Raw genomic sequence first — 23,316 nt, 5'->3', positions numbered from 1 at the left:
TTTCCGAAAGTCGGCATAAGATAGCCCATCTTGTCTGCTAGCCCGGATCGGGACATCCGATGGGGCATGGGGAAAGGTGCACTTTGCGACTGACTGGCTGGGTATTGCTGCTGATCGGCGGGCTGCTGTGCGCCACGATTTCGTGGGCCGCCCTAGGCTTCCTGCTGATGGGCGTCGGCCTGATCTCGCTGCAGGTCGCCGAGCGCCGCCGACGCCCCGGTGATGACGCCGTGCCGGCCGGGGCTGGAGGATTTACCCCGCCGCGTCTCAGTGCCGGGCTACAGCCGCCGACCCTCGACCCCGTCACTGGCCAGGACACCGGACCGCAGCGCCAGCCGCGCCGGGTGGCGTGGCCCGACAAGAACGGTGACGCGCCCTATGACCGGCAGTATGACCGGCAGGCTTGGCGCCGGCTGGTCGAGAGCGATCCCGACCTCGCCCAGCTTGCCAAGGTGCTGGCCGATTACGGTCCGCAATATGTCGATGAGCTCGCGGCTAGCTATCTCGCCGCCCCCGACAAGAGCCGCTTGGGCGCGATCGTCGACGGCATCATCGCGCGCGCCCGCGACGGCCAGCCGGCCCCGCCACTCGCGACGGTCGAAGCATCGCAGCCACCGCCGCTGCCGTTCCGGCCGGAGCCAAGGCAGGTGGCCGGCCCTGCCGGCAGGCCGGCGACTGCGCCGAGCAATCCCGCCGATGCGCTGGGAGCGTCCCTGCTCGCCACGGTCGAGGAGGCTTCCGCCAGGGTCGCCGCCGAACGCGCGGGTCTCTTCAAGCCTGCCAAGGGGCCGGGCAAGGAGCCTGGCAAGGCCACCGACAGCCGGCCGTCGACAGCGAGCCAGCGGGAGCCGCTGTTCGGCCGCGCCCCCCGGGACGCGAAGCCCGCCGCGCCGCCGCCGTTGCCGGCAGAGACGCCCGCTGACCTCGAAGCATCGTTGATTACCGCCATCAGCGAGGCCGCCGCCAGACGGGCGGACGCATCCATGCCAGTGCCAGAGCCGCCGCCAAAGCGCGAGCCGGATATCCGCGCCGTCACCCCACCCGACGCGCCGCCAGCAAAGACACCGCCTGCAAAGACACCGGCCGATAATCTCGACGAGACGCTGCTTGCGGCGCTGGCCGAGATATCCGGCCAGAAGTTCAAGGACGAGCCCACGCCGGACGCTGCGTCCAAGGGCCCGCCGGCCGATGACGGCCTGTCGGACATGATCAAGAAGTTCGCCCCGGATTCGAGCTTCCTGCGCAAGCAGTGACGGCGCGGCTCAGAATGACGGAGCGCATGGTCCTATCCTCGTCATTGCGAGCGAAGCGAAGCAATCCATAGCTCCGCAAAACGGAAGGATGGATTGCTTCGTCGCTATCGCTCCTCGCAATGACGGCGCTGAAAGCTTCACTGCCTCTCAGACGCCGGCGACCGACGCCCAGATATCGGCGAGCTTGCGCCGGACGGTCTGCATCCGCGTCTGCGGTGCGACCTCCTCCTCTTCCTCCGGCAGGCGCAGTCCGACGACATTGACGCGGCCGCCGCTGATGCTGCGCGCCACCAGCACGATCTCGTCGAGCGCGAGCTCGGCACCTTCCTTCGGCGCGCGGTCGAGATTGACGTCGAAAAAATCCGCCAGCGTCAGCTTGGCCTGGTGCTCGTCGACCTTGACGCCGTAGATCTCGGCGAGCTCGCCGAGCGTATGCTCGCCCGACACCATGAAGTCGCCGAGCAGATGCGGATCGGGCGCTGACGACGGCGCCATGTCGACGAAGAAGCGGTCGAGCGCCTCGGCGCGCTCCGGCGGCGCAAGCAGATAGATGTAGTCGCCGGGCGCGACCGGATCGGCCTCGACCGGCGTCAGGATCCGCTCGTCACGGATCACCAGCGTCGGCTTCGACCACGACGGGATCAGGCCACGGCGGAAATACAGGCTCTTCGGCCGCACCGGATACCCGACCAGCTGCTGCTCGAGCTGGCCGGGTAGATCCAGTTCGACGCGGCGCGGGCCGCGTTCGGCGCGCGGCAGTGCGACGTGCAGCCGCCGCGCCGCCGGCCCCAGCGTCCAGCCCTGCAACAGCAGCGAGATGATGACGACGACGAAGGCGACGTCGAAATAGAGATAGGCCTTCGACAGGCCGACCAGCATCGGGATCGAGGCGAGGAAAATCGCCACCGCGCCGCGCAAGCCGGTCCAGGCGATGAAGACCTTCTCGCGCCAGTTGAACTTGAACGGCGCAAGACAGATCAATACCGCCAGCGGCCGCGCCACCAGCATCAGCGCGAACGCCACCAGCACCGCGCCGCCGGCGCTGGAGAGCAGGCGATGCGGCGACACCAGCAGGCCGAGCAGCACGAACATCACGATCTGGGCCAGCCAAGTCGCAGCGTCGAGGAAGGTCACTACCGAATTATGCGCGCGGGTCGGCCGGTTGCCGATGATGATACCGGCGAGATAGACCGCAAGGAATCCCGAGGCATGCACGATCTGCGAGCCGCCGAAGATCACCAGCGCTGCGGTCGTGACGAACGGCGCATGCAGGCCCTGTGGCAGCGCGACGCGATTCAGCGCGATCACCACCAGCCGGCCGCCGATCACCCCGATGATGGCGCCGAGCACGGCTTCCTGGATGAACTCCATCGCGATGTGCGCGGCCGAGCTCTGGCCGATCGAGATGAACTCGACCAGCATCAAGGTGAGGAAGATCGCGAACGGGTCGTTGGTGCCGGACTCCGCCTCCAGCGTCGCGCCGACGCGCGGGCGCAGGCGCAGGCCCTGGGTGTGCACCAGCAGGAACACCGCCGCGGCGTCGGTCGAGGCCACGACGGCGCCCACTAAAAGCGACTCGGTCCAATTGAGGTCGAGCACATAGCGGGCGACCGGCGCCGTGATCAGCGCGGTCAGCAGCACGCCCGCGGTCGCCAGCATCATCGAGGGTGCCAGCACCGTGCGGATGCTGGCAAAGCGCGTCTTCAATCCACCGTCGAACAGGATCAGCGCCAGCGCCACCGAGCCGACCAGATAGGTGGTGCGGACGTCGTCGAACTGCAGCCGGCCGGGGCCGGAATCGCCCGCCAGCATGCCGACCAGCAAGAACACCAGCAGCAAGGGGGCGCCGAACCGCAGCGCCAGCAGGCTGGACAGGATGCCGGCCATCACCAGCACCGCACCGAGCAGGATCGCTATACTGACGGAGTCGAGGGATGCCATGCGCCTTTGGAGGTCTCAAGGACTTGGGAGGTCTCAAATACTTGCAATTGCATCCTTATCGTCGCGACACTGGGACGCCAACCAATTTCTGTCCTGAGCGGCAATGTGCCCGGTCTACTCACCCCTAGGTCGCCTCCACACTGTGGTGTATCGATGGTCGCGTGCGCGCCTTTGTGGGATTCTGGCTGCACCTTCGAATCACATTCGCCTGACCCGCGCTTCGAGTTGAGATTTTGCCGATGGACATGAGCTGGAAGGACGTCCTGGAATCGATCCAGATGGCAGCGCGCTCGGTCGGCGCCGAGATCGCCTCGCCCTGGTTCTATCTGCAGTTCGGCATCATCCTCGCCGCCGCGGGCCTCGCCTACGCCGCCGATACCGCCATTCATGCGCGGGTCAACATGTCGTCGCTGGCGAGCCGTTGGCCGCTGCCGCTCCGGCACTTTGCCCGCGTGATGGTATCGAGCGCCTCGACCGCGGTGTTCGCGGTGTTGATGGTGATCTCGCGCATCGTGATGTGGCACGCGACCTGGCCGAGCCGCAGCTATTTGATCGCGGTCTCCGCCAAGCTGGCGCTGGCCTGGCTCGTGATCCGCCTCGTGACCTCGGTGATCGACAACGCCTTCATCGTCAAACTGGTCTCGATCGCGGCCTGGGTGGTCGCGGCGCTGAGCATCATCGGCCAGCTCGACTGGGCGGCCGATACGCTGGATTCGTTCGCGGTCATCGTGGGCGGTCTGCGGCTGAGCCCGCTGCTGCTGATCAAGGCCGGCGCGGTGCTGATCCTGGCGCTGTGGCTGAGCAATATCGCCAGCAATTTCATCGACGGCCAGATCACCCGCTCGACCGACCTGACCCCGTCGATCCAGGTGTTGCTGGTCAAGATCATTCGGATCGGCCTGATGGTGATCGCGGTCGCCATTGCCTTGAGCGCCGTCGGGATCAACCTGTCGGCGCTTGCGGTGCTGTCCGGCGCAGTCGGCGTCGGCATCGGTTTCGGCCTGCAGAAGATCGTCGCCAACTTCATCTCGGGCATCATCCTGCTGGTCGACAAGTCGGTGAAGCCGGGCGACCTCGTCACCATCGGCGACAGCCAGGGCCGCATCAGCGCGATGAAGACCCGCTACATCTCGGTCGCCGCCGGCGACGGCCGCGAGTTCCTGATCCCGAACGAGGACCTGGTGACGCAGAAGGTCACCAATTGGACCTACACCGACAAGAATACGCTGGTGAAGATCGCCTTCGCCGCCAATTACGACGCCGATCCGAGGCTGGTCTGCAAGCTCGCGATCAATACCGCGACGGCCCACGCTCGCGCACTTAAGGGCAAGCCGCCGAACTGCATCCTGACCGAATTCGCCGAGCTCGGCATGAAGTTCTCGCTGACCTTCTGGATCGCCGATCCCGACGGCATGGACGGCGTGAAGAGCGACGTCATGCTGTCGCTGTGGGACGCCTTCAAGCAGGACGGCATCAAGGTGCCTTACCCGGTGCGGGAACTCCGCATCCGCGGCGGCGTGCTGCCGGTCGAGAGCGTGGTCGAGGTATCCAGCTAGCGCCTCCGCACGGCTTTTTCGGGCGAGCGGCCGCCGCTGTTCCGGATTTGGCCGGAAAATCAAGCCGTTTGAGCATTGTCCCCATGCCCAAGCTTGGCTTGCGCCGGGCGCGCCGATCATTAAATTAGGGCCTGAAATCAGCCCCTTGCCCGCAGAAACATCCCGCCCATGAGCTATATCGACGCTACCGACACCTCCCTTCGCAAGACCGGCCAGATCAAGCTGCACGGACCGAGCGGCTTTGCCGGCATGCGCAAGGCAGGCGCCCTGGTGTCGAAATGCCTCGATGCGCTCACCGACATCGTCAAGCCGGGCGTCCCGACCTCGGTCATCGACGACTTCGTCCGCAAGTTCGCCTTCGACCACGGCGCCTATCCGGCGACGCTGATGTATCGCGGCTACCGCTACTCGACCTGCACCTCGATCAATCACGTGGTCTGCCACGGCATGCCGGGCGACCGCCCGCTGAAGGAGGGCGACATCGTCAATGTCGACGTCACCTTCATCGTCGACGGCTGGTACGGCGATTCCAGCCGCATGTATGCGATCGGCGCCATCGCGCGAAAGGCCGAGCGGCTGATCGAGGTGACGTATGAGGCGATGATGCGCGGCATTGCCGCCGTCAAGCCCGGCGCCACCACCGGCGATATCGGCCACGCCATCCAGAGCTTCGTCGAACCGCAGGGCATGAGCGTGGTGCGCGACTTCTGCGGCCACGGCCTCGGCCGCCTGTTTCACGACGAGCCGAACATCATCCATATCGGCCGCCCCGGCGAAGGCGCGCCGCTGAAGCCCGGCATGTTCTTCACCATCGAGCCGATGATCAATCTCGGCAAGCCGCATGTGAAGATCCTGTCCGATGGCTGGACCGCGGTGACCCGCGACCGCTCGCTGTCGGCACAGTTCGAGCACTCGGTCGGCGTCACCGCCGACGGCGTCGAGATCTTCACGCTGTCCGAGCGCCACGGCGAGAAGCCGTGGGTTCAGGTGTAAGCGCCCTCGACAAGGTCAATAGTCGCTCCGCGTGCGCTCGACGATCTCCTCGGGCGTGTGGTTCTCGCCGATCGACATCGCGCAGATCCGCGACAGATGCAGATAGGACAGCCCGGTCTCCTCTGCCCAGGCGTTGAACTGCGCCTGCACCTTGGCGAGATCGCGCTTCGACTTGACCTCCTCGGCTATGTCGAGCCCGGCATCACGCAGGCAGGCGACGACGTCGCGCGAGGTGACGAAACCGTCCCAGCCGAGAAAGCGCAGCAGCATCTGCCCGGTGTTGCCGCCGAGCCGGCTGCCGCGTTTGACCAGGAGGTCCAGGAGACCGATCTCGTCCACTGACGGCCAGGCTGCGAGGAATTTGCCGAAGCTGCCGTGCTCGCGCGCGATCTCCTGGACGAAGCGGCCATTGTCGCGCACCGACATGATCTTGGCGCCGTTGCGCACGATCCTGGTGTCGCTGGTCAGCTTCTCCCAATATTCGTCGGGCTTGAAGGCGAGCTTGGCGGGCTGAAAGCCGAGGAAGGCGTCCTCGAAGCCCTCCCATTTCGCGTCGATCACGCTCCAGGCAAAGCCCGCGCAGAACACGCGCCTGGTCATCTCGGCCAGTACGCGGTCGTCGCCGAGCTTTGCCAGCGCCTTGGCGCCTGCCGGCGACGGCAGCAGTTTCTCGAGCGCCTTCGGCCCGCCCTTGCGTTTCTCGGCGCGCGAGCGGATCACCTTGAATGACGTCACGCCGCCCTCCCCTTTTCGATCTCGTTGCAGGCAACGGTAATTCGCCCGTCGCGTCGTGGCAAACCGGGACGTTGCATCGCCCCTTGCAAAACGCGGCAGGCACGGCATGGTTGTGGCCGATGCCCGCCAGACCCGACGCCAGCAACGACGACACCGACGAGACGCCGCATTATCACGGCCATCGCGAACGGCTACGCGAGCGCTTCTACGCCGCCGGGCCGGACGCGCTGACCGACTATGAGCTCCTCGAGATGGCGCTGTTCGCCGCGATCCCGCGCCGCGACACCAAGCCGTTGGCGAAGGCGCTGTTGAAGAAGTTCGGTTCGTTGGCCGAGGTCGTGCACGCGTCGCCGGCGCGGCTGCGCGAGGTCGAAGGCGTCAAGGACGCCTCGATCAACCAGCTCAAGCTGCTCGCCGCGGCCGCGGACCGGATCGCCAAGGGCGAGATCAAGCGTAGCATCGCGCTGTCGTCCTGGAACGACGTCATCGACTATTGCCGCAGCGGCATGGCGTTCGCCGACAAGGAGCAATTCCGCCTGCTGTTCCTCGACAAGCGCAACCAGCTGATCGCCGACGAGGTGCAGCAGACCGGCACCGTCGATCACACCCCGGTCTATCCCCGCGAGGTGATCAAGCGCGCGCTGGAATTGTCCGCCACCGCGCTGATCCTCGTGCACAATCATCCGTCCGGCGACCCGACCCCGTCGCAGGCCGACATCCAGATGACGAAAGCCATCGTCGACATCGCAAAGCCGCTCGGGATCGCCGTGCATGATCACATCATCGTCGGCAAGAACGGGCATACCAGCCTGAAAGGCATGAAATTGATGTAGTCTCGCAGCGTTGAGATGCGTCACACCACCTTCGCCGATGCTTGCCCATGCCGAGGCGCCTCCACGGAGATGATCATGTCGAATGGTCCCAGCGCGGTTCTCTCTTTCAGCGAGATCGACACGATTGCACGTGACGCCGTTGCAGAAGGACAGGCGGGCCGCACGCAGGCTGCATCGCAGAAGATCCAACCCTTACGAAAGGCCCAGCGCCACCAGCCTGAGGCGGCGATGGCGTTGTTATGGATTGTCGACGAACGAAGCCTCACGAGGGAGGAGGCGGCCGACATCCTTGTAGAGATCGCCGACGCCCACGATGACGACGTAGCTATCCTCTCGGGGCTCGGCCTGTGCCTCGAAGCCGTCCGCGACATCGATGATCTGAATGCGCCGCCGCCGGAGCACCCGATATTTCAGACGATGGTCGCTAAGCTGGACCGCTTGTCCAAAGTCAATGAAGGGCGGCCTGAGCAGGAGCAGATCATTCGCGGGCTCGCTACCGCGGCGCGAATGACGGCGCGCCAGCACGATGCGATCGCCGAGGCCAGTCTTCGGAGACTGATCGACATCGATCCGCAAAGGAGCACACATCATTACAATCTGGGCCTCTTCTACAAGACGCGCGGCAGGTTCGCGGAAGGCGTGGCGGCGAACCGGGCCGCTGCAAGCCTGTCAGAAGAGGCTGTCGACAGCACCGAATGGAATCTCGGCATCTGCGCTACGGGCGCTCGGGATGCCGAGACCGCGTTGGGCGTGTGGAAGCGCATGGAGCAGAAAATCGAGCATGGACGCTTTGGGTTGCCGGAGGGTGGATATCCGGGTTGCAAGGTGAGGCTTGCCGCGCGTCCGCTCGCTGAGCGGACGGCAGATCGTGATGACCCAGGCGAGGAGGAAACGGTCTGGATCGAACGGTTGTCTCCGTGCCATGGCATTATCCGCAGCGTGCTGTACGGCGATCTCGGCGTCGACTATGGCGATGTCATCCTCATGGACGGCGCCCCGATTACGCATCACACCTATGGCGAGCAGCAGATACCGGTCTTCCCGCATCTGGCAACGCTGCTGCGCCGGAATTACCAGTTCTTCGCTTTCGCGGGCACGCAGGAGACGGCGCGGCAATTGGCCGGCATCAGCGAAGAGCTGGACGGGGACGCCGTGATCTATTCGCACTCGGACAGCCTCAAGATCATGTGCGCGAATTGCTGGCGCAACCCCGATCTCGATCACGCTGAGCACGAGACAATGGAAAAGCACGTCGTCGCCGGCCGCATTGCCGCGTCTCCCGACATCGCGCCTGCGCAGCTTCTGGACATGATCGACAAGGCGATCGCAGAACGCGGAAGCTGCCAGCTTTATGCACCCGACCTTTGCGCCGCAGCGGGACAATCGGCGCGCGAGCGGATCGACCGCCGGCGGTTTGCAATGCTGACGGGCAATTAGTGCGATGGTCTTGGCAAGAATGGGCATGCGGGTTTGACGGGGATGCGGTTGCTGTAAGCCGCGCCGTCGTCCTGGCGAAAGCCGGGACCCATTGCCACCGCATTCGGTGACGGAGCAGATCGTGGCCCCGGCGTCGTGCAACAAATGAGATTTGGGGTAATGGGTCCTGGCCTTCGCCAGGACGACACCGAGTGTGTCGAATGGCCTGTGGACCAAACATCGGCATTCTCGCGACATGACGCGCTCGGCCTGCCCGGACGTCATACGAACCACCGGCAACTGCCGCTAAACTAGCCAATGCAACGTTTTCCGCGCGGCGGCGTTTGTTGCTGGTTGATTTGCCAGTTCCAGGCTTGGGGGACACGATGTCCGATTTTGTGATCGAGGAAGGGCTGCCCTATCCGCTCGGTGCCCATTGGAGCGGCCACGGCACCAACTTCGCGGTGTTTTCCGCCAACGCGACCAAGGTCGAGGTCTGCCTGTTCGACGGCGAGCGCGAGACGCACCGCTTCGAGCTGCCCGAATATACCGACCAGGTGTTTCACGGCTTCATCAACGGCGTGCAGCCCGGCACGTTCTACGGCTATCGCGTCTACGGCCCCTACCAGCCCGACGGCGGCCACCGCTTCAATCCGAACAAGCTGCTGCTTGATCCCTATGCCTGCGCCCATGCCGGCAGCCTCACCTGGAATCCGGCGGTGTTCGGCTACAAGATGGAGACCGGCGACGACCTGACCTTCGACGAGCGCGACAGCGCGCCGTTCATGCCGAAATGCGTGGTGGTCGATCCCAATTTCGACTGGGTCCAGGAGGCGCAGCGGCAGGACGTGCACTGGGATGAGACCGTCGTCTATGAGACCCACGTCAAAGGCTTCACCAAGCAGCATCCGGGCATCCCTGAGAACCTGCGCGGCACCTATGCCGGCTTCGGCGCGAACGCGGCGATCGATCATCTCAAGGCGCTCGGTATCACCTCGGTCGAGCTGCTGCCGGTGCATTCCTTCATCAACGACAGCAATCTGCTGGAGAAGCACCTCACCAATTACTGGGGCTACAACACGATCGGCTTCTTCGCGCCGGACCCGCGCTACGCCGCCGATGTGCCGAATAGCCTGCGCGAATTCAAGGAGATGGTGTCGCGGCTGCATGGCGCCGGGCTCGAAGTCATTCTGGACGTCGTCTACAACCACACCGCCGAGGGCAATGAACGCGGCCCGACGCTGTCGTTCAAGGGCATCGACAATGCGAGCTATTACCGGCTGCTGCCCGACAAGAGGCGCTACTACATCAACGATACCGGCACCGGAAACACGGTGAACCTGTCGCACCCGCGGGTGATCCAGCTGGTGATGGACAGCCTGCGCTACTGGGCCGGCCATATGCATGTCGACGGCTTCCGCTTCGATCTCGGCACCATCCTGGCGCGTGAGGTCTATGGCTTCGACGAGCAGTCCGGCTTCCTGAAGGCGATGAACCAGGACCCGTTGCTCGCGACCGTCAAGCTGATCGCCGAGCCCTGGGACTGCGGCCCCGGCGGCTACCAGGTCGGCGGCTTCCCGCCGGGCTGGGCGGAATGGAACGACAAGTACCGCAACACGGTGCGGGATTTCTGGCGCGGTGAGGCGGCGCCAGGCAGCCTGGCGCCGCGGCTGCTCGGCTCGCACGACGTGTTCAACCGCGAGGGACGCCGCACCTGGGCCAGCGTCAACTTCGTCACCGCGCATGACGGTTTCACGCTGAACGACTGGGCGAGCTACAACGCCAAGCACAACGAGGCCAACGGCGAGAACAACAACGACGGCTCGTCCGACAACCACTCCTGGAATAGCGGCACCGAGGGCCCGACCGACAATCCCGAGATCCGCACTTTGCGCGAACGCCAGAAGCGCAACATGCTGGCGACGCTTTTGGCCTCTCAGGGCACGCCGATGCTGCTCGGCGGCGACGAGTTCGGCCGCACCCAGCGCGGCAACAACAACGCCTATTGCCAGGACAACGACATCTCCTGGTTCGACTGGAATTTCTCAGATGACGCCGAGAAGCTGCTCGCCTTCACCAAACGGATGATCAAGCTGCGGCGCGACTATCCGATCCTGCGCCGCAGCCGCTTCCTCTCCGGCGATCGCGATCCGCAACTCGAGATCCGCGACGTGGTCTGGATCAGTACCTCGGGCGTGCAGATGACGGCGGCCGACTGGACCACCGGCTGGATCAAATGCTTCGGCGTCGTGCTCGACGGCCGCGCGCGCAAGACCGCCATCGCCCGCGCGGGTGAGGACGACACCGTGATCGTGATCCTCAACAGCTACGAGGGCGAGGTCGACTTCAAGCTGCCGGCAACGTCCGCCGGGCCACAGTGGTCGCTGCTCCTGGATACCAATGCGCCGGAGGAGCCGGCAGGTGCGCAGTTTGCGTTCGACAGCACGTACAAGACGGCCGGGCGTTCGTTCGTGCTGCTCACGGCCGGTGACGTGAAGTAGTCTCGATAGGGCGGACTAGCGAAGCATATCGACGGGATGTAGTTCCCTCCGTCGTCATTCCGGGGCGTGCGAAGCACGAGCCCGGAATCCATTGGGCCGCACATCCTGCGGATGAATGGATTCCGGGCTCGACGCTATCGCGTCGCCCCGGAATGACGAGGAGAGAGACACGGTGCATCGACCCACTCACACCGTGCAGGCCTGAACGATCTTCGGCAGATAGCCCTGGCAGAAATCCAGATAGGTTCGCACGATGGTCGATTGGTGACGGTGCGGCGGATAGAGCAGGTTGAGCGACCATTCGGGCAACGGATGCTGCGGCAGCAACCGGATCAACCGTTTCTCACGGATCGCCGCCGCTGCCAGGAAGGGCGGCAGCTCCGTGACCACGTCGCCGCGCAGCGCGCAGGCGCACAGATGATGATAGTCATTGGTCGACAGCACGGCATTGGGCTCGACGACATGCCCGCCCAGCTCCCAGCGCACCTGGGTATCGATCCGCGATGCCCATACCCCGCACGGCAGGTGACGTAGCGCGTCCGGATCTTTCGGCGGCCCGAAGCGCTTGATCAACCGCGGGCTGGCGACGAGAACATTGCGGAACGACAGCACCCGGCGCGCCACCATTGCCTCGTGAACGATCGCGCCGACCCGAAGGGCAACATCGATGCCGTCCTCGACCAGGTCGACGCGACGCTCGGTCGAGTAAAGGTGAACCTGGATGTCTGGATAGCGTTGCTGGAAAGCGGCCAGCAGCTCCCACCACGGCTCGAATGTCTGCGGCAGCGACAGGCGCAAACGTCCCTTCAACCGCATCTGGTCGTCGACGACCACCTGCTCGGCTTCCAGCAGCTGCTCGATGCCCTGGACGGCGCGCTCGTGCAGCCGCGCGCCGGCATCCGTCAGCTTCGCGCCGCGCGCCGATCGCTCCAGCAGCTGCACCTTGAGCTGCCGTTCGAGGTCCCGGATCCGGCGGCTCAGTGTCGGCAGCGGAATGTCGAGCCGGACAGCTCCCGCCGAGAGGCTACCGGCCTGAACGACCGCGACGAACATCCTGACCGCGTTGAGATCCATGCGGACAGCCTATCATATCTGGAAGGCTTGTTGCCAATCCCAGGCATTCATTTTCATATTTGGCTGGCCTACCTCTCCGGTCATGAGGGACCTCACCTCCGGAGAGCCTATGAAAACGAGCATCCTGACAGCCATCACATTCGCGCTCGCAAGTTCCGCCGCATCGGCACAAACGGCGGCGTCACCGCCGCAACCCGTCACCGTCGCGAACTACGCGCGGGCGCAAACCGACGTTTATTTCGCCGGCGTGGTCAAAGGCGGCGGCTTTGGAAAATTCCGTCATGGCCGCGAGCTTGCACCACCGGTACAGCAAGGCATCGTCCGCCCCAACCGCGATACGCTGTACTCGTTTGCGATCTTCGATCTCGATGCCGGACCGGTGACGATCACGCTGCCGGACGGCGCCAAGCGCTTCATGGCGATGCAAATCGTCAATGAGGATCAATACACCAGAGGTGTCTATTACGGCGCCGGCAGCCACACCCTGACGCGCGAGACGATCGGCACGCGCTACGCCATTGCGGTGGTCCGCTTCCTGGTCGATTTCTCCGACAGCGAAGAGATCCGGCAGGTTCACGCGCTGCAGGACGCGATCACATCGAACCAGCAGCGCCCCGGCACGTTCGATATTCCGAACTGGGATAAAGCCAGCCTCAACAAGGTGAAGGCAGCCCTGTTGCAGCTCGGCACCACGGTCTCCGATACGCGGCGCATGTTCGGCGCCGACGCGCACCAGGTCGATCCGGTGAAGCATTTGATCGGCAGCGCCATGCTGTGGGGCGGCAATCCCGAGAAGGACGCGCTGTATCTCCCGACCACCCCGGCGCGCAACGACGGCAGCACCGTCCACACGCTGACGGTGAAGAATGTTCCCGTCGACGGCTTCTGGTCGCTCACCGTTTACAACAGTGAGGGCTATTTGCAGCCGAACCCGACCGGCAGCTACGCGGTGAACAGCGTGACCGCCAGGAAGTCCGCCGATGGGGCTATCACCGTCCAGTTCGGCGGCTGCGACGGCAAGGTGGCCAACTGCCTGCCGATCACGCAGGGGTGGAATTACACCGTGCGGCTGTTTCAACCGCGGCCCGACGTTGTCGATGGCAGCTGGACATTTCCCGAGGCGCGGCCTGCAGATTGAGCTATGTCCGAGGTAATGATCCCTCCAAGGTCCCCTCCCCGCGACCCCGGCGGCCAATTGACATTCGGCCATTGGCTGCCAGACTTCGCGGAAAATTCGGGGTGGAGACCTCTGGATGGCCAATCTTTCGGCCTCAAATCACGTCGCCCGTGTTTTATCGGCGGCCAATCAGGTGGCTGGCGTCGACACCGAGGCGCGGATTGCCGCCTCCTGGCGGCGCTGCGTGGTCAATCACAACCTCGATCCGGCCCGGCGCGGGCCGCCGCAGACCCTGACCGAAGCCGAGGTCCGGCACATCGCCGAACCGATGGAGGATTTGATCCAGGTCGCGGTCCCGGAACTCGAGGATCTTGCCCGCGTGCTCCACGACTCCGGCTACTGCGTCAACCTCGCCGATCCCAACGCGACGATGCTGGTGAGCCGGCTGCCTGGGGGCGATTACGCGCGGATGTTCCTGGAGTGGAAGATCTACACCGGCTCGAACTTCGCCGAGACTTTTGAGGGCACCAACGGGCTCGGCACCGCGCTCGCCGAGCAGCGGCCGATCATCGTGCATGGCGACGAGCATTTCCGCGAGCAGTGGCACATGTTCACCTGCGCGGTGTCGCCGCTGTTCGATCATGCCGGGCGGCTCGCCGGCGCCGTCAACATCTCCTCCTGCCGCAGCGATCTCGGCCGCAGTGCGCACGAACTGGCGCTGGCCGTCACCGCGGAGGCGACGCGGCGGATCGAGCAGTCGTTCTTCCGCCGGCGCTACCGTGCCTCATGGATCGCGACATTGCCCGGCGACGGCCACGGCATGCTCGCCTATGACGACGACCGCCGCTTGGTCGGCGCCTGCCGCACCGCGCGCGGCGTATTCGGCCTGACGGATGCGATGATCGACGACGGCATCGACCTGTCGCGCCTGATTCAACTGGACGATCGCGCGGCGCGTTCCGCGGACGAGCCGGTCGCGCTGCGCCGGGCCGACGGCACGCCATGGGGCCGTGGCCGCGTGGCGCCGCCGGTGCGCGCGCGTGTCTCCCGTCCGCTGCCGGCACCGTCGCGCGAGGCGCCCGCCGGACAGTTTTCCGGCCTGCACCGGCTCGCGGGCCGCGATCCCGTGCTGATCAAGGGCGTGAAGCGGCTGATGACGGTCGGCAATCTCGATCTGCCGATCCTGCTGCGTGGCGAGACCGGCGCCGGCAAGGACGTGTTCGCGCGCGCCATTCACGCGGCCAGCAATCGCGCCGGCCGCAACTACGTCGCGCTGAACTGCGCCGCGATGCCGGAGAGCCTGATCGACGCCGAGCTGTTCGGCTACGAGGCCGGCGCCTTCACCGGCGCCCGGCGCGAGGGATCGAAGGGGCTTATCGTGCAGGCCTCTGGCGGCACCCTGTTCCTCGACGAGATCGGCGACATGCCGCTGTCGCTGCAGACGCGGCTGTTGCGTGTGCTGGAAAATCGCGAAGTGTGGCCGCTCGGCGCACTGAAGCCGGTACCCGTCGACATCCGCCTGATCAGCGCCACCCATCGCGACCTCGCAGCGATGGCCGAGGACGGCAGCTTCCGCTCCGATCTGTATTACCGGCTGCGCGGCATGGAGATCCGGTTGCCCGCGTTGCGCGAACGCGCCGACCGCAGGGACATCATCACGCAGATCGCCGACGAGGAAGCGCCGCACTGCCGCATCTCGGCAGACGCCTGGGCGCAACTGATGGCCTATCCCTTCCCCGGCAACATGCGCCAGCTTCGCCACGTGCTGCGGCTCGCGGGCGCCACCGCAGAGGGCGGCATCATCACCGAGGCCGATCTCGATTTGCCGCCGTTCGGCGCGCGCCATGTGGAGGCCGATCATGCGGCGGCCGAGCGCGCAGCGATCGTCGAAGCCTTACGAGTCAATGACGGAAGAGTGACGGACGCCGCCAAGGCGCTCGGGCTCAGCCGCGCGACGTTGTACCGGAAGATCAAGGCGTTAGGGATCGAGCTGGACAGCTAGACCGGAAGCGCACCTGTTGTTCCGGCCGCGCGGGAACGGTGCTATCCTACGTCCTTCGTTCAACGCCACGGAGCGGGTCCCATGACACGGTTTCCCCTCGCTGTGGTCGTTGGCCTCATTGCCGCGACCATTTCGCAACCTGCCGCCTCGGATTCTACTGAACAACGATTGGGTAAAGTGCATTTTGCGACGTCCTGCAAACCGGAGGCGCAGGAACTATTCGATCGCGCCATGCTGTATCAGCATTCGTTCTGGTACAGCGCATCGCGGCGCACCTTCGAGGAAGTGCTGGAGGCCGACCCGCAATGCGCCATCGCCTATTGGGGGATCGCGCTCAGCTATCTCTACAATCCGCACGGGCCGCCACCGCCCGAGAACCTTCCGCTCGGCCTCGAAGCCGCCAGGAAAGGCCAGGCGCTAGGTGCGCAGACCCCGCGCGAGCGCGAGTACATCGATGCCATCGCCGCGATGTATGTCGACTATGACAAGGTCGATCACCGCACCCGCGTGCAGAGATTCCTCGCGGCCGAAGAGCAGGTCGCGACGCACTATGCCGACGATGACGAGGCGCAGATCGCCTATGCGATCACGCTGAACGTCGCAGCGTCCCCGAGCGACAAGACCTACGCCAACCAGCTGAAAGGCGCGGCGCTGCTCGAGCCGATCTTCAAGCGGCAGCCCGAGCATCCGGGCATCGCCCACTATCTGATCCATCTCTACGATTACCCGGCGCTCGCGGAGAAGGGCCTCCCCGCCGCGATGCGCTATGCCAAGATCGCCGAACGCGCGCCGCACGCCCAGCACATGCCGTCGCACATCTTCACGCGCGTCGGCTACTGGAAGGAATCGATCGCCTCGAACAAGGAATCCGCGCGCATCGCCAAGGAAGATGGCGAACAGCAGGATCAGGCGCACGCGATGGACTACCTGGTCTATGCCTATCTCCAACTGGGCCAGGACAAGGAGGCGCGCGCGGTGGTCGACGAGCTCGGCAAGCTCGCGTTCAAACAGGATCGGTTCACCGGCCCTTACGCGGTGGCGGCAAGCCAGGCCCGCTATGTCTTCGAGCGCGGCGACTGGAAAGGCGCCGCCGCGCTTGACGTGCATCCGACCAAATACGCCGCTGCGGACGCCATCACCTATTTCGCGCAGGCGGTCGGCGCCGCGCGCTCCGGTGATCCGGCGGCCGCCAAGGCCGATATCGCCAAGCTCGTCGAGCTGCGCGACAGACTGAAAGACGCCAAGGATGCCTACTGGTCCAACATCGTCGACATCCAGCAGCAGATCGCGAGCGCCTGGGTGCTGTACGCCGAAGGCAAACATGACGAGGCGCTCAGCGCGATGAATGCCGCCGCGGAGGCGGAAGACAAGACCGAGAAGCATCCCGTCACCCCGGGCCCGCTCGCGCCGGCGCGCGAGCTCTACGCGGCAATGCTGCTCGATCGCGGCAAGGCCGCCGACGCGCTCGCCGCCTACGAGGCCGTGCTCAAGAAGGAGCCCAACCGGCTGGCGGCCTATCTCGGGATGATCAAGAGCGCCAAGGCGTCCGGCGATCAGGCCAAGATCCGGGAATGCGCTGATCAGATCGCCCGGCTCACCGCGGATGCGGATCTGTCGAGGCCGGAGTTGATCGAATTGCGCCAGACAACCGGAAGCAAGCTGTGATGCCGCTGACGACATGGCGCAACGGTGCGGCGCTGCTCGGCGCCGTTGCGCTGTCTCTTTGCCACGTGCCGCCGCTTGGCGCGATGGAGATCCTCGGTCAGGCCGGCGTGCTCGGCGAATGGGAACTGACCGGGCATCTCACCGAAAGCGCGCCGGACACTCCCAGGCAATTCTCCGGACCGCTGAAGATGAAGCACGTCGGAATCTGCACGCAGGACGGACCGGAGGAACGCGTCGGCGAGATCCGGCTGCAACTCACGGGTCCGGATTCGCAGGTGACGGCCGAACTGGTGCTGGACGGCGCGCCCTGCACCTACAGCGCCCGCAAGACGCACAATTACGAGGGCACGCTGTCCTGCGAGGGCCGCGCGTCCGTTCCGCTGCTGGTGTGGCTCAAATAGAGGCTGCCGGCAGGCCTTCCAGTCAGGCTGCGGACCGCGAGCGGCGCAGCCATTCGTTCAGGTCGATGCGACCGAGGCGCGCCTCACCCAACGGTACCAACGAGCGCTCCTCGACCCGGCCGCCCCAGTAGAGCGCGTCAGGGTCCTTCACCACTTCGCGCAGGTCGCCTTTTGCCTTCAGGTAGCGGGCCACGAATTCGTTGAACGGCGCACGGTCGGGACCGGCGATCTCGACGATGCCGTTGCGCGGCGGCTCCAGCGCCACATCGGCAACGAGCGCAGACACGTCCTCTGCCGCGATCGGCTGGAACAGGCCGGGCGAGAGCCTGATGGTGTTTCCAGCTGCACCCGCATCGGCGATGGCTCCGACGAATTCCATGAACTGCGTCGCGCGGACAATGGTGTAGGGGATGCCGGACGCCTCGATGAGTTTCTCCTGAGCGACCTTGGCGCGGAAGTACCCGTTCGCGGGCGTGCGGTCCGTTCCGACGATCGAGAGCGCGACATGGTGCTTGACGCCGGCCGGCTTCTCTGCCGCCAGAAGGTTGCGTCCGGAAGTCTCGAAGAACGCCATCACCGCCTTGTCCTCGAATGACGGCGAATTGGCCAGGTCGACCACGACAGCCGCACCGGACAGTGCCTCCTTGAGTCCCTCGCCGGTGATGGTGTTGACGCCGCTCTTCGGCGAGGCGGCGACAACGTCGTGGCCGCGTTGACGCAGAATGGCAGCGGTCCTGGAGCCGATCAGTCCGGTGCCGCCGATCACAACGATCTTCATGATTTGGTCTCCCTTGTCGATGACTAGAGATTTGGCGATCTCGGGACGCGCTTGTGCTTCAAGCTTGCTGTCGGCAAGCGCGATGGGCGCAGCGATTGATCGACATATCGACGAACGTTGCGTACTCGCAACGCGAGATCACGCGGACGTCTTGCCGACGCGGCGAGTCGAAGAACTCGCACCGCCGTATCGATCGCTCCTGCATGCGCGACGGCACTTATATCATGCGGCTCGCGATGACGGCGCGCTCGTCAAAATTGATCAGGATTGGTCAGCAGTGCTGATTGACTCGGGGAGCCGTGCCGCCCCTCGCGGCTTCAGGAAAACTCGTTCCAGCTGACGCGCCGCGCGTCGATGTCGCCGAGCACGACCGGATCATGGATGTTGCGCACGCTCTGGAAGCCGCTGCGCAAATAGATCAAGGGATCGACCGTGGTCACGGCGCGGACATGCTGGACTTCGCCGATGAAGACCGAATGGGTCTTGGTCTCGAGCTCCTGGCTCAGCACGCAGTCGAACGCCGCGACGGCATCCTCCAGCACCGGGGCGCCGGTCGCGCCGGTGGTCCAGCGGCCGAAGCCAAAGCGGTCGTCGCCGTTGACGCCCTTCTGGCCAGAGAAGGTCAGCGCCAGCAGCGCATGGTCCTCGTTCAGGAAGTTGATGACGAAATGGCGCTCGGCACGGATGCGCTCATGCGCGCTGGCATTACGGTTGACGCAGACCAGCACCGAGGGCGGATTGTCGGAGAGCGAGCAGGCGGAGGTCACCGTCAGGCCGGTGCGCTGTCCCGGCTCGCGGCCGACCGTCACCAGCGCCACCGCGCCTGCGCAATGCCGCATTGCCTGCTTGAAACTCTGTGCGTCGACCGTCATGCCCTGACCCTGAACCGGAATAGTTCCCTCAAACATATGCGAGGCAGGGTGCGAGGCAAGCCCCGCACCCTGCCTATCTGTCATGCAGCCTTCTCGAACTCGGCGCCGAGGTGCTTGAGCCGCGGCATCACCTCGTTCTTGAGCAGGTCCAGCGAGTGCCGCCAGGCTTCCGGCTTGTGCTTGTAGTCGAAGCCGAACACGCAGAGCACGCCGAAGCCGCCGACCTCCCGGTAGATCTTCTCGATCTTCTCGGTGACGGTCGCGGGCGAACCGACGATCCAATTCCGGCGCGCGCAATATTCGACGGTGACGTCGCTATCGGGCACGTCGGGGGCGTGCTTCAGATAGTCCTTGAAGCCGAAATGGCCGAGCAGCGGCAGGAAGTACTCGCCCATCATCCGGCCCATCATGTCGCCGGTCGACAGCCTCCACGCCTCCTCATCGGTATCAGCCACGAACACCTCGCGCACCAGCCGCCAATCCTTGCGGCTCGGCTTGCGGCCGGTCTTGGCGGCGCCGGCTTCGACCGAGTCCCAGTGGCTGCCGACATAGGCCGGGTTGAGGTTCAGGCTCATCGGGATGAAGCCGCGCTCGCCGGCGAGCTTGAGCGTGTCGGAATTCTTCGACAGGCCGGCGACGCCGATCGGCGGATGCGGACCCTGCAACGGCTTGATGTGCGGCTTGAGGAAGTCGAACATCGTGTCCGGCTTCGACACCGTCCAGTACTTGCCTTTGTGGGTCCAGGGTCCGGGCTCGGACCACATCTTCAGGATGATCTCGAGCGCCTCGCGGGTCATGTCGCGGTTCTGGCCCGACATGCCGTCGACGTTGAACATCGCCCAGTCGCTCGGCAGGCCGGAGGCCGCGACGCCGAAATTCAAGCGCCCGTTCGAGAGATGGTCGAGCATCGCGACGCGGTTGGCGAGCTCCGCCGGGTGATGATACGGCAGCAGGAAGCCGCCGGGCCCGATGCGGATGTTCTTGGTCTGCAACAGCGCCTGCGCGACCAGCAGATCGGGTGACGGGTGCGGCTCCCACGGTGCGGTGTGATGCTCGCCGATCCAGGCTTCCTGATAGCCGAGCTCGTCGAGCCAGCGCAGCGTCTGCAGGTCCCAGTCGTGCCCCTCTTTCAATCCGCACTCCGGCGGGTGCGAGGGCATGGTGAAGTAGCCAAGCTCCATGTGCGTTTCCTTCCTTCGCTTTGGGTTCAGTCATGCAATGCGTCTTGCCGCGCATTCGAAGATACGTTGAGCAAGCGCTGTGCCAGCTGAGGAAATCGCAGGAGAAGAGGAGAAAGGCGGCGTTTTCGGCCAAGTGCAAGCCATGCCTCGGGCCCAGCAAGGCCCTTGCCGTCTCATCGTCGCGAGACGCTGTCGCAACGATGAGACGCGCAACATGCCCAGCAGTTACGGCAAGCTGAGATCAAGCTGGAGCGGCCGCCGCCAAGGGGCTGCGCTCCCTCTCCCGCTTGCGGGGGAGGGTTGGGGTGGGAGTATCTCAGCGAGTCACATCGTGGAAAGAGCCCCCACCCGGATCGCATCTGCGATGCGATCCGACCTCCCCCGCAAGCGGGAGAGGTGGAGCAAGACAGAGAGATCAGCCCGCAGCGCGGCGCGGCAGCTTGTTGGCATCCGGCTCCGACGGCGGGGGAAGCTGCATCAGAATGGTCTGGCCCATCGAGGCGATCTCGATGCCCTCCTCCTGGAAGCGCCGCTTCATGCGGCGATTGAACTCGCGCTGCACCGACCAGCGGCCGCCGTCGGTGCAGCGGATCTGGCCGACGATGGTCACGACCGAGCCGTCGACCTTGTCGACGCCCCACAATTCGAGATCGCCGCGGATCAGCGCGCGATACGCCGTCTCCTGACGCATCCCGGCGACGATGTCCTTCAGCACCTCGCCGGCGCGGTCGGTGTCCTCCTTGTAGGACACATTGACGCTGACCGCGGCGTTGCCGGCGCCGCGGCTGGCGTTGGTGATCGTCGTCACTGCGCTGAACGGCACGATATGCACCGAGCCGTCGCCGGCGCGCAGCCGCATGGTGCGGATCGAGACGTTCTCGACCACGCCCGACAGGCCCGACACCGTGACGGCGTCGCCGACCTGCACGGTGTTCTCGAGCAGCAGGAACAGCCCGGTGATCAGGTCCTGCACCAGCTTCTGCGAACCGAAGCCGATCGCGATGCCGACGATGCCGGCACCTGCGAGCAGCGGCGCGACATTGACGCCGATCTCGCTGAGCGCGGTGAGCCCGACCACCGCGACGATCATGCATAACAAAGCGGTGCGCAGCATCGGCTGGAAGGTGCGCAGGCGCGCGGCGCGGGCGAAATGTCCATCGCGCGACAGCGTGTCGATCTGCCGGTCCATCAGCGCATTGGCGACCTCCCAGATCACCGCCGCAGCGAGCGCGGCAATGCCGATCGTCACCAGCGCCGAGATCAGGCGAGAGCCGATCTGGCCACCATAGAACCAGACGATGGCATCGACGCCCCACATCTCGAGCAACGCGACGAAGCCGATCACGGCGATCACCGCCGTGACCACCTTGCGCAGCAGTGGCAGATAGCGATTGGCGCGGGTCTCGAGCCCCGGGAAGCGCTGCATCAGGTCCGGGCTGATACGGAAGCCGCGATCGATCAGGCTCAGCACCACCATGGTGACAAGCCGGGTGACCAGCAGCACCGCGACGGTGCCGACGAAATATTGCAGCAGCAGCGAATAGCCGTTGCGGATGTTGAGCGCCCACACCGCCCACAGCGCGAGATCGAGCGCGATCGCCAGCACATGCCACAGCGACGCGAGACGGTTGCGCGTCCGCGCCGCAAGCCCGGTGCGATCGGCCGGCGCGCGGATGACGTCGGCGACCTGGCGGCGGCACTGCAGGATGATGACGACGACGAAGAGGTGCACCACCAGCATCACGAGCCGGAGCAGCGCGGCATAACCGGCGCGATGCAGCCCGAGCAGCAGCGCGACATTGGCAAAGGCGATACCGGAGACGCCGACCGCGACGATGCGCCGCGCCCAGATCTCGATATAGGCCGCGGTCTCGGCCCGGACGCGGAACAGGCCGAACGGCCCTGCCAGCGCGCGCACCGCGCAGATCAGCACGCGCGAGAACACATAGGCGTTGACGACGGCGAGGATCACGAGCCGCGTGGTCGACTGATCACCGATCTCGGTGCCGAGCAGCGCAGTGGCGATGCCGCCGAACACCACCACCGGCAGCAATTCGAGCAGCAGGCGGCCGAGCACGAAAGGCAGCCGGACCAGCGACTGCCAGGCCCGCGCCAGACTGAGCCGACGGCGATGCAGATCGCCCTCCGGCGTGACGTCGGCAACCGACGACGGCGGATCGGCGCTGGCGAGCGCCTGCACCGGCACGCGCGCGGTCTGCGGCAGCCGCGCTTCGAGGAACGCGACCGGCCGCTTGATCAGGCGGAACACCACCCATTCGGCCGCCAACGCGCAGCCGAACACCAGCGCCAGCTTCCAGGCGATGTCGATCAGCAGGCCATAGGCGGCAGGATCGTTGGCAGTGCGCACGAACCAGTAATAGAACGCCGGAAAGTGCGTCAGCGTGCGCGCGACGTCGGCGACCTCGCGCGACATCTCGCCGACCTGCTCCGAGACCATCAGCAGAAGCTGCGCACCGAGGCTATCCGCGTTGAGCGGGATCGGTGACTGCGACGCGGGTGCAGGCGGCTCGGCCGCTGGCGCAGGTTGCGCGGCCTGCGGCGAGGCGTTGGCGATGGCGCGCAGCGTGTTGATGATCTCGCCGCGCTTCTTGTCGTCCTGCAGCGTCTCGAGCGCGCGCTTCGCCTGCTCGGGCGTCAGCGCGTCGCCGGTAGCGGGTTGCGGCGGCGCCGGCTTGGCAGCGGGCTGCGCCAGCGCGGGCGAGACGAACAGGGTGAGGACGAGAAGGATCGCAAAGCGAAGTTTGTGCGACACGAGGGCCTCTTATTAAAATAATTGCGCGACCGCAGATCCCCGGGAGGAAACTGCTCTCGCGCTCGCGCCATGTCGGATCGCCCCTTTTCGCCTTGATGATGTGTCGGAAGTTTGCTGCTGCGACGACCATCTCTTGGCATTTGCCGCAACACAATCGTCACAGGTGTTGAGCGGCGTTTACGCATGGCGGGCGCGGTAGGCTGAGCCGGCCGAGCCGCGCGCCAC

General features: G+C 65.4%; 17 protein-coding genes. 10 read left to right on the top strand and 7 right to left on the bottom strand.

Translation table 11 applies throughout. From position 1 onward, the window contains the following. Positions 1-83 precede the first annotated feature (83 nt). The gene (locus tag ACE103_RS03100) at positions 84-1,253 is read left to right on the top strand and encodes a hypothetical protein (RefSeq protein WP_375778289.1); all 1,170 of its coding nucleotides are present in this window, start codon (positions 84-86) and stop codon (positions 1,251-1,253) included. A gap of 147 nt (positions 1,254-1,400) precedes the next feature. Here ACE103_RS03100 and ACE103_RS03095 read toward each other — a convergent pair whose 3' ends face one another. Beyond that, on the bottom strand, positions 1,401-3,194 hold the full coding sequence (locus tag ACE103_RS03095) for a potassium/proton antiporter (protein ID WP_223974838.1): 1,794 nt from the start codon (positions 3,192-3,194) through the stop codon (positions 1,401-1,403). Positions 3,195-3,433: 239 nt separating this feature from the next. Here ACE103_RS03095 and ACE103_RS03090 point away from each other — a divergent pair, with 239 nt between their 5' ends. Both ACE103_RS03090 and map read left to right on the top strand, forming a co-directional pair. Continuing rightward, complete coding sequence (locus tag ACE103_RS03090; RefSeq protein ID WP_375778288.1) at positions 3,434-4,750, top strand: mechanosensitive ion channel family protein; 1,317 nt, start codon at positions 3,434-3,436, stop codon at positions 4,748-4,750. A gap of 168 nt (positions 4,751-4,918) precedes the next feature. Then, positions 4,919-5,743, top strand: a complete 825-nt coding sequence (map, locus tag ACE103_RS03085; RefSeq protein ID WP_092122802.1) for a type I methionyl aminopeptidase — start codon at positions 4,919-4,921, stop codon at positions 5,741-5,743. A 15-nt stretch (positions 5,744-5,758) separates the two neighbouring features. Here map and ACE103_RS03080 read toward each other — a convergent pair whose 3' ends face one another. Beyond that, positions 5,759-6,478: a DNA-3-methyladenine glycosylase I gene (locus ACE103_RS03080; protein WP_375778287.1), complete on the bottom strand. Its 720-nt coding sequence runs from the start codon at positions 6,476-6,478 to the stop codon at positions 5,759-5,761. Between the two features lie 119 nt (positions 6,479-6,597). On the opposite strand from ACE103_RS03080, the gene radC reads away from it, so the two are divergent. The 3 genes from radC (at position 6,598) to glgX (ending at position 11,228) form a co-directional block, all read left to right on the top strand. After that, positions 6,598-7,311: a DNA repair protein RadC gene (radC, locus tag ACE103_RS03075; RefSeq protein ID WP_375778286.1), complete on the top strand. Its 714-nt coding sequence runs from the start codon at positions 6,598-6,600 to the stop codon at positions 7,309-7,311. Between the two features lie 75 nt (positions 7,312-7,386). After that, positions 7,387-8,748, top strand: coding sequence for a prenyltransferase (locus tag ACE103_RS03070; RefSeq protein WP_375778285.1), 1,362 nt, complete (start codon positions 7,387-7,389; stop codon positions 8,746-8,748). 365 nt (positions 8,749-9,113) lie between these two features. After that, positions 9,114-11,228: a glycogen debranching protein GlgX gene (gene glgX / locus ACE103_RS03065; protein WP_375778284.1), complete on the top strand. Its 2,115-nt coding sequence runs from the start codon at positions 9,114-9,116 to the stop codon at positions 11,226-11,228. 186 nt (positions 11,229-11,414) lie between these two features. On the opposite strand, the gene ACE103_RS03060 is transcribed toward glgX, so the two are convergent. Next, a complete protein-coding gene (locus ACE103_RS03060; protein ID WP_375778283.1) occupies positions 11,415-12,302 on the bottom strand; it encodes a LysR family transcriptional regulator in 888 nt (295 codons plus the stop codon). 109 nt (positions 12,303-12,411) lie between these two features. Between ACE103_RS03060 and ACE103_RS03055 the strand changes: the two genes are divergently transcribed. The 4 genes from ACE103_RS03055 to ACE103_RS03040 all read left to right on the top strand — a co-directional run bounded on the left by ACE103_RS03055 (position 12,412) and on the right by ACE103_RS03040 (position 17,487). Next, a complete protein-coding gene (locus ACE103_RS03055; RefSeq protein ID WP_375778282.1) occupies positions 12,412-13,440 on the top strand; it encodes a DUF1254 domain-containing protein in 1,029 nt (342 codons plus the stop codon). 115 nt (positions 13,441-13,555) lie between these two features. Beyond that, complete coding sequence (locus ACE103_RS03050; RefSeq protein ID WP_375778281.1) at positions 13,556-15,421, top strand: sigma-54-dependent Fis family transcriptional regulator; 1,866 nt, start codon at positions 13,556-13,558, stop codon at positions 15,419-15,421. An 81-nt stretch (positions 15,422-15,502) separates the two neighbouring features. After that, on the top strand, positions 15,503-17,086 hold the full coding sequence (locus tag ACE103_RS03045; RefSeq protein WP_375778280.1) for a hypothetical protein: 1,584 nt from the start codon (positions 15,503-15,505) through the stop codon (positions 17,084-17,086). Next, the gene (locus tag ACE103_RS03040; RefSeq protein WP_375778279.1) at positions 17,086-17,487 is read left to right on the top strand and encodes a hypothetical protein; all 402 of its coding nucleotides are present in this window, start codon (positions 17,086-17,088) and stop codon (positions 17,485-17,487) included. Before ACE103_RS03045 ends, ACE103_RS03040 begins: the two co-directional genes overlap by 1 nt. A gap of 22 nt (positions 17,488-17,509) precedes the next feature. Here the strand turns inward: ACE103_RS03040 and ACE103_RS03035 are convergent, their stop codons facing one another. From ACE103_RS03035 to ACE103_RS03020, 4 genes are all read right to left on the bottom strand, one after another. After that, positions 17,510-18,265, bottom strand: a complete 756-nt coding sequence (locus ACE103_RS03035) for an SDR family oxidoreductase (protein ID WP_375778278.1) — start codon at positions 18,263-18,265, stop codon at positions 17,510-17,512. A gap of 317 nt (positions 18,266-18,582) precedes the next feature. Continuing rightward, positions 18,583-19,137 (bottom strand): flavin reductase family protein, encoded by a 555-nt coding sequence (locus ACE103_RS03030; RefSeq protein WP_223974825.1) that lies wholly within the window; start codon positions 19,135-19,137, stop codon positions 18,583-18,585. 80 nt (positions 19,138-19,217) lie between these two features. Continuing rightward, positions 19,218-20,318 carry an LLM class flavin-dependent oxidoreductase gene (locus ACE103_RS03025; RefSeq protein ID WP_342726015.1) on the bottom strand — a complete coding sequence of 367 codons (1,101 nt, stop codon included), beginning with the start codon at positions 20,316-20,318 and terminating at the stop codon, positions 19,218-19,220. Positions 20,319-20,733: 415 nt separating this feature from the next. Then, on the bottom strand, positions 20,734-23,091 hold the full coding sequence (locus ACE103_RS03020; protein ID WP_375778277.1) for a mechanosensitive ion channel family protein: 2,358 nt from the start codon (positions 23,089-23,091) through the stop codon (positions 20,734-20,736). Positions 23,092-23,316 lie beyond the last annotated feature (225 nt).

This window comes from Bradyrhizobium sp. ma5, from assembly GCF_042258955.1.
GTDB lineage: Bacteria > Pseudomonadota > Alphaproteobacteria > Rhizobiales > Xanthobacteraceae > Bradyrhizobium.
This window is presented reverse-complemented; position numbering and strand designations above follow the sequence as displayed.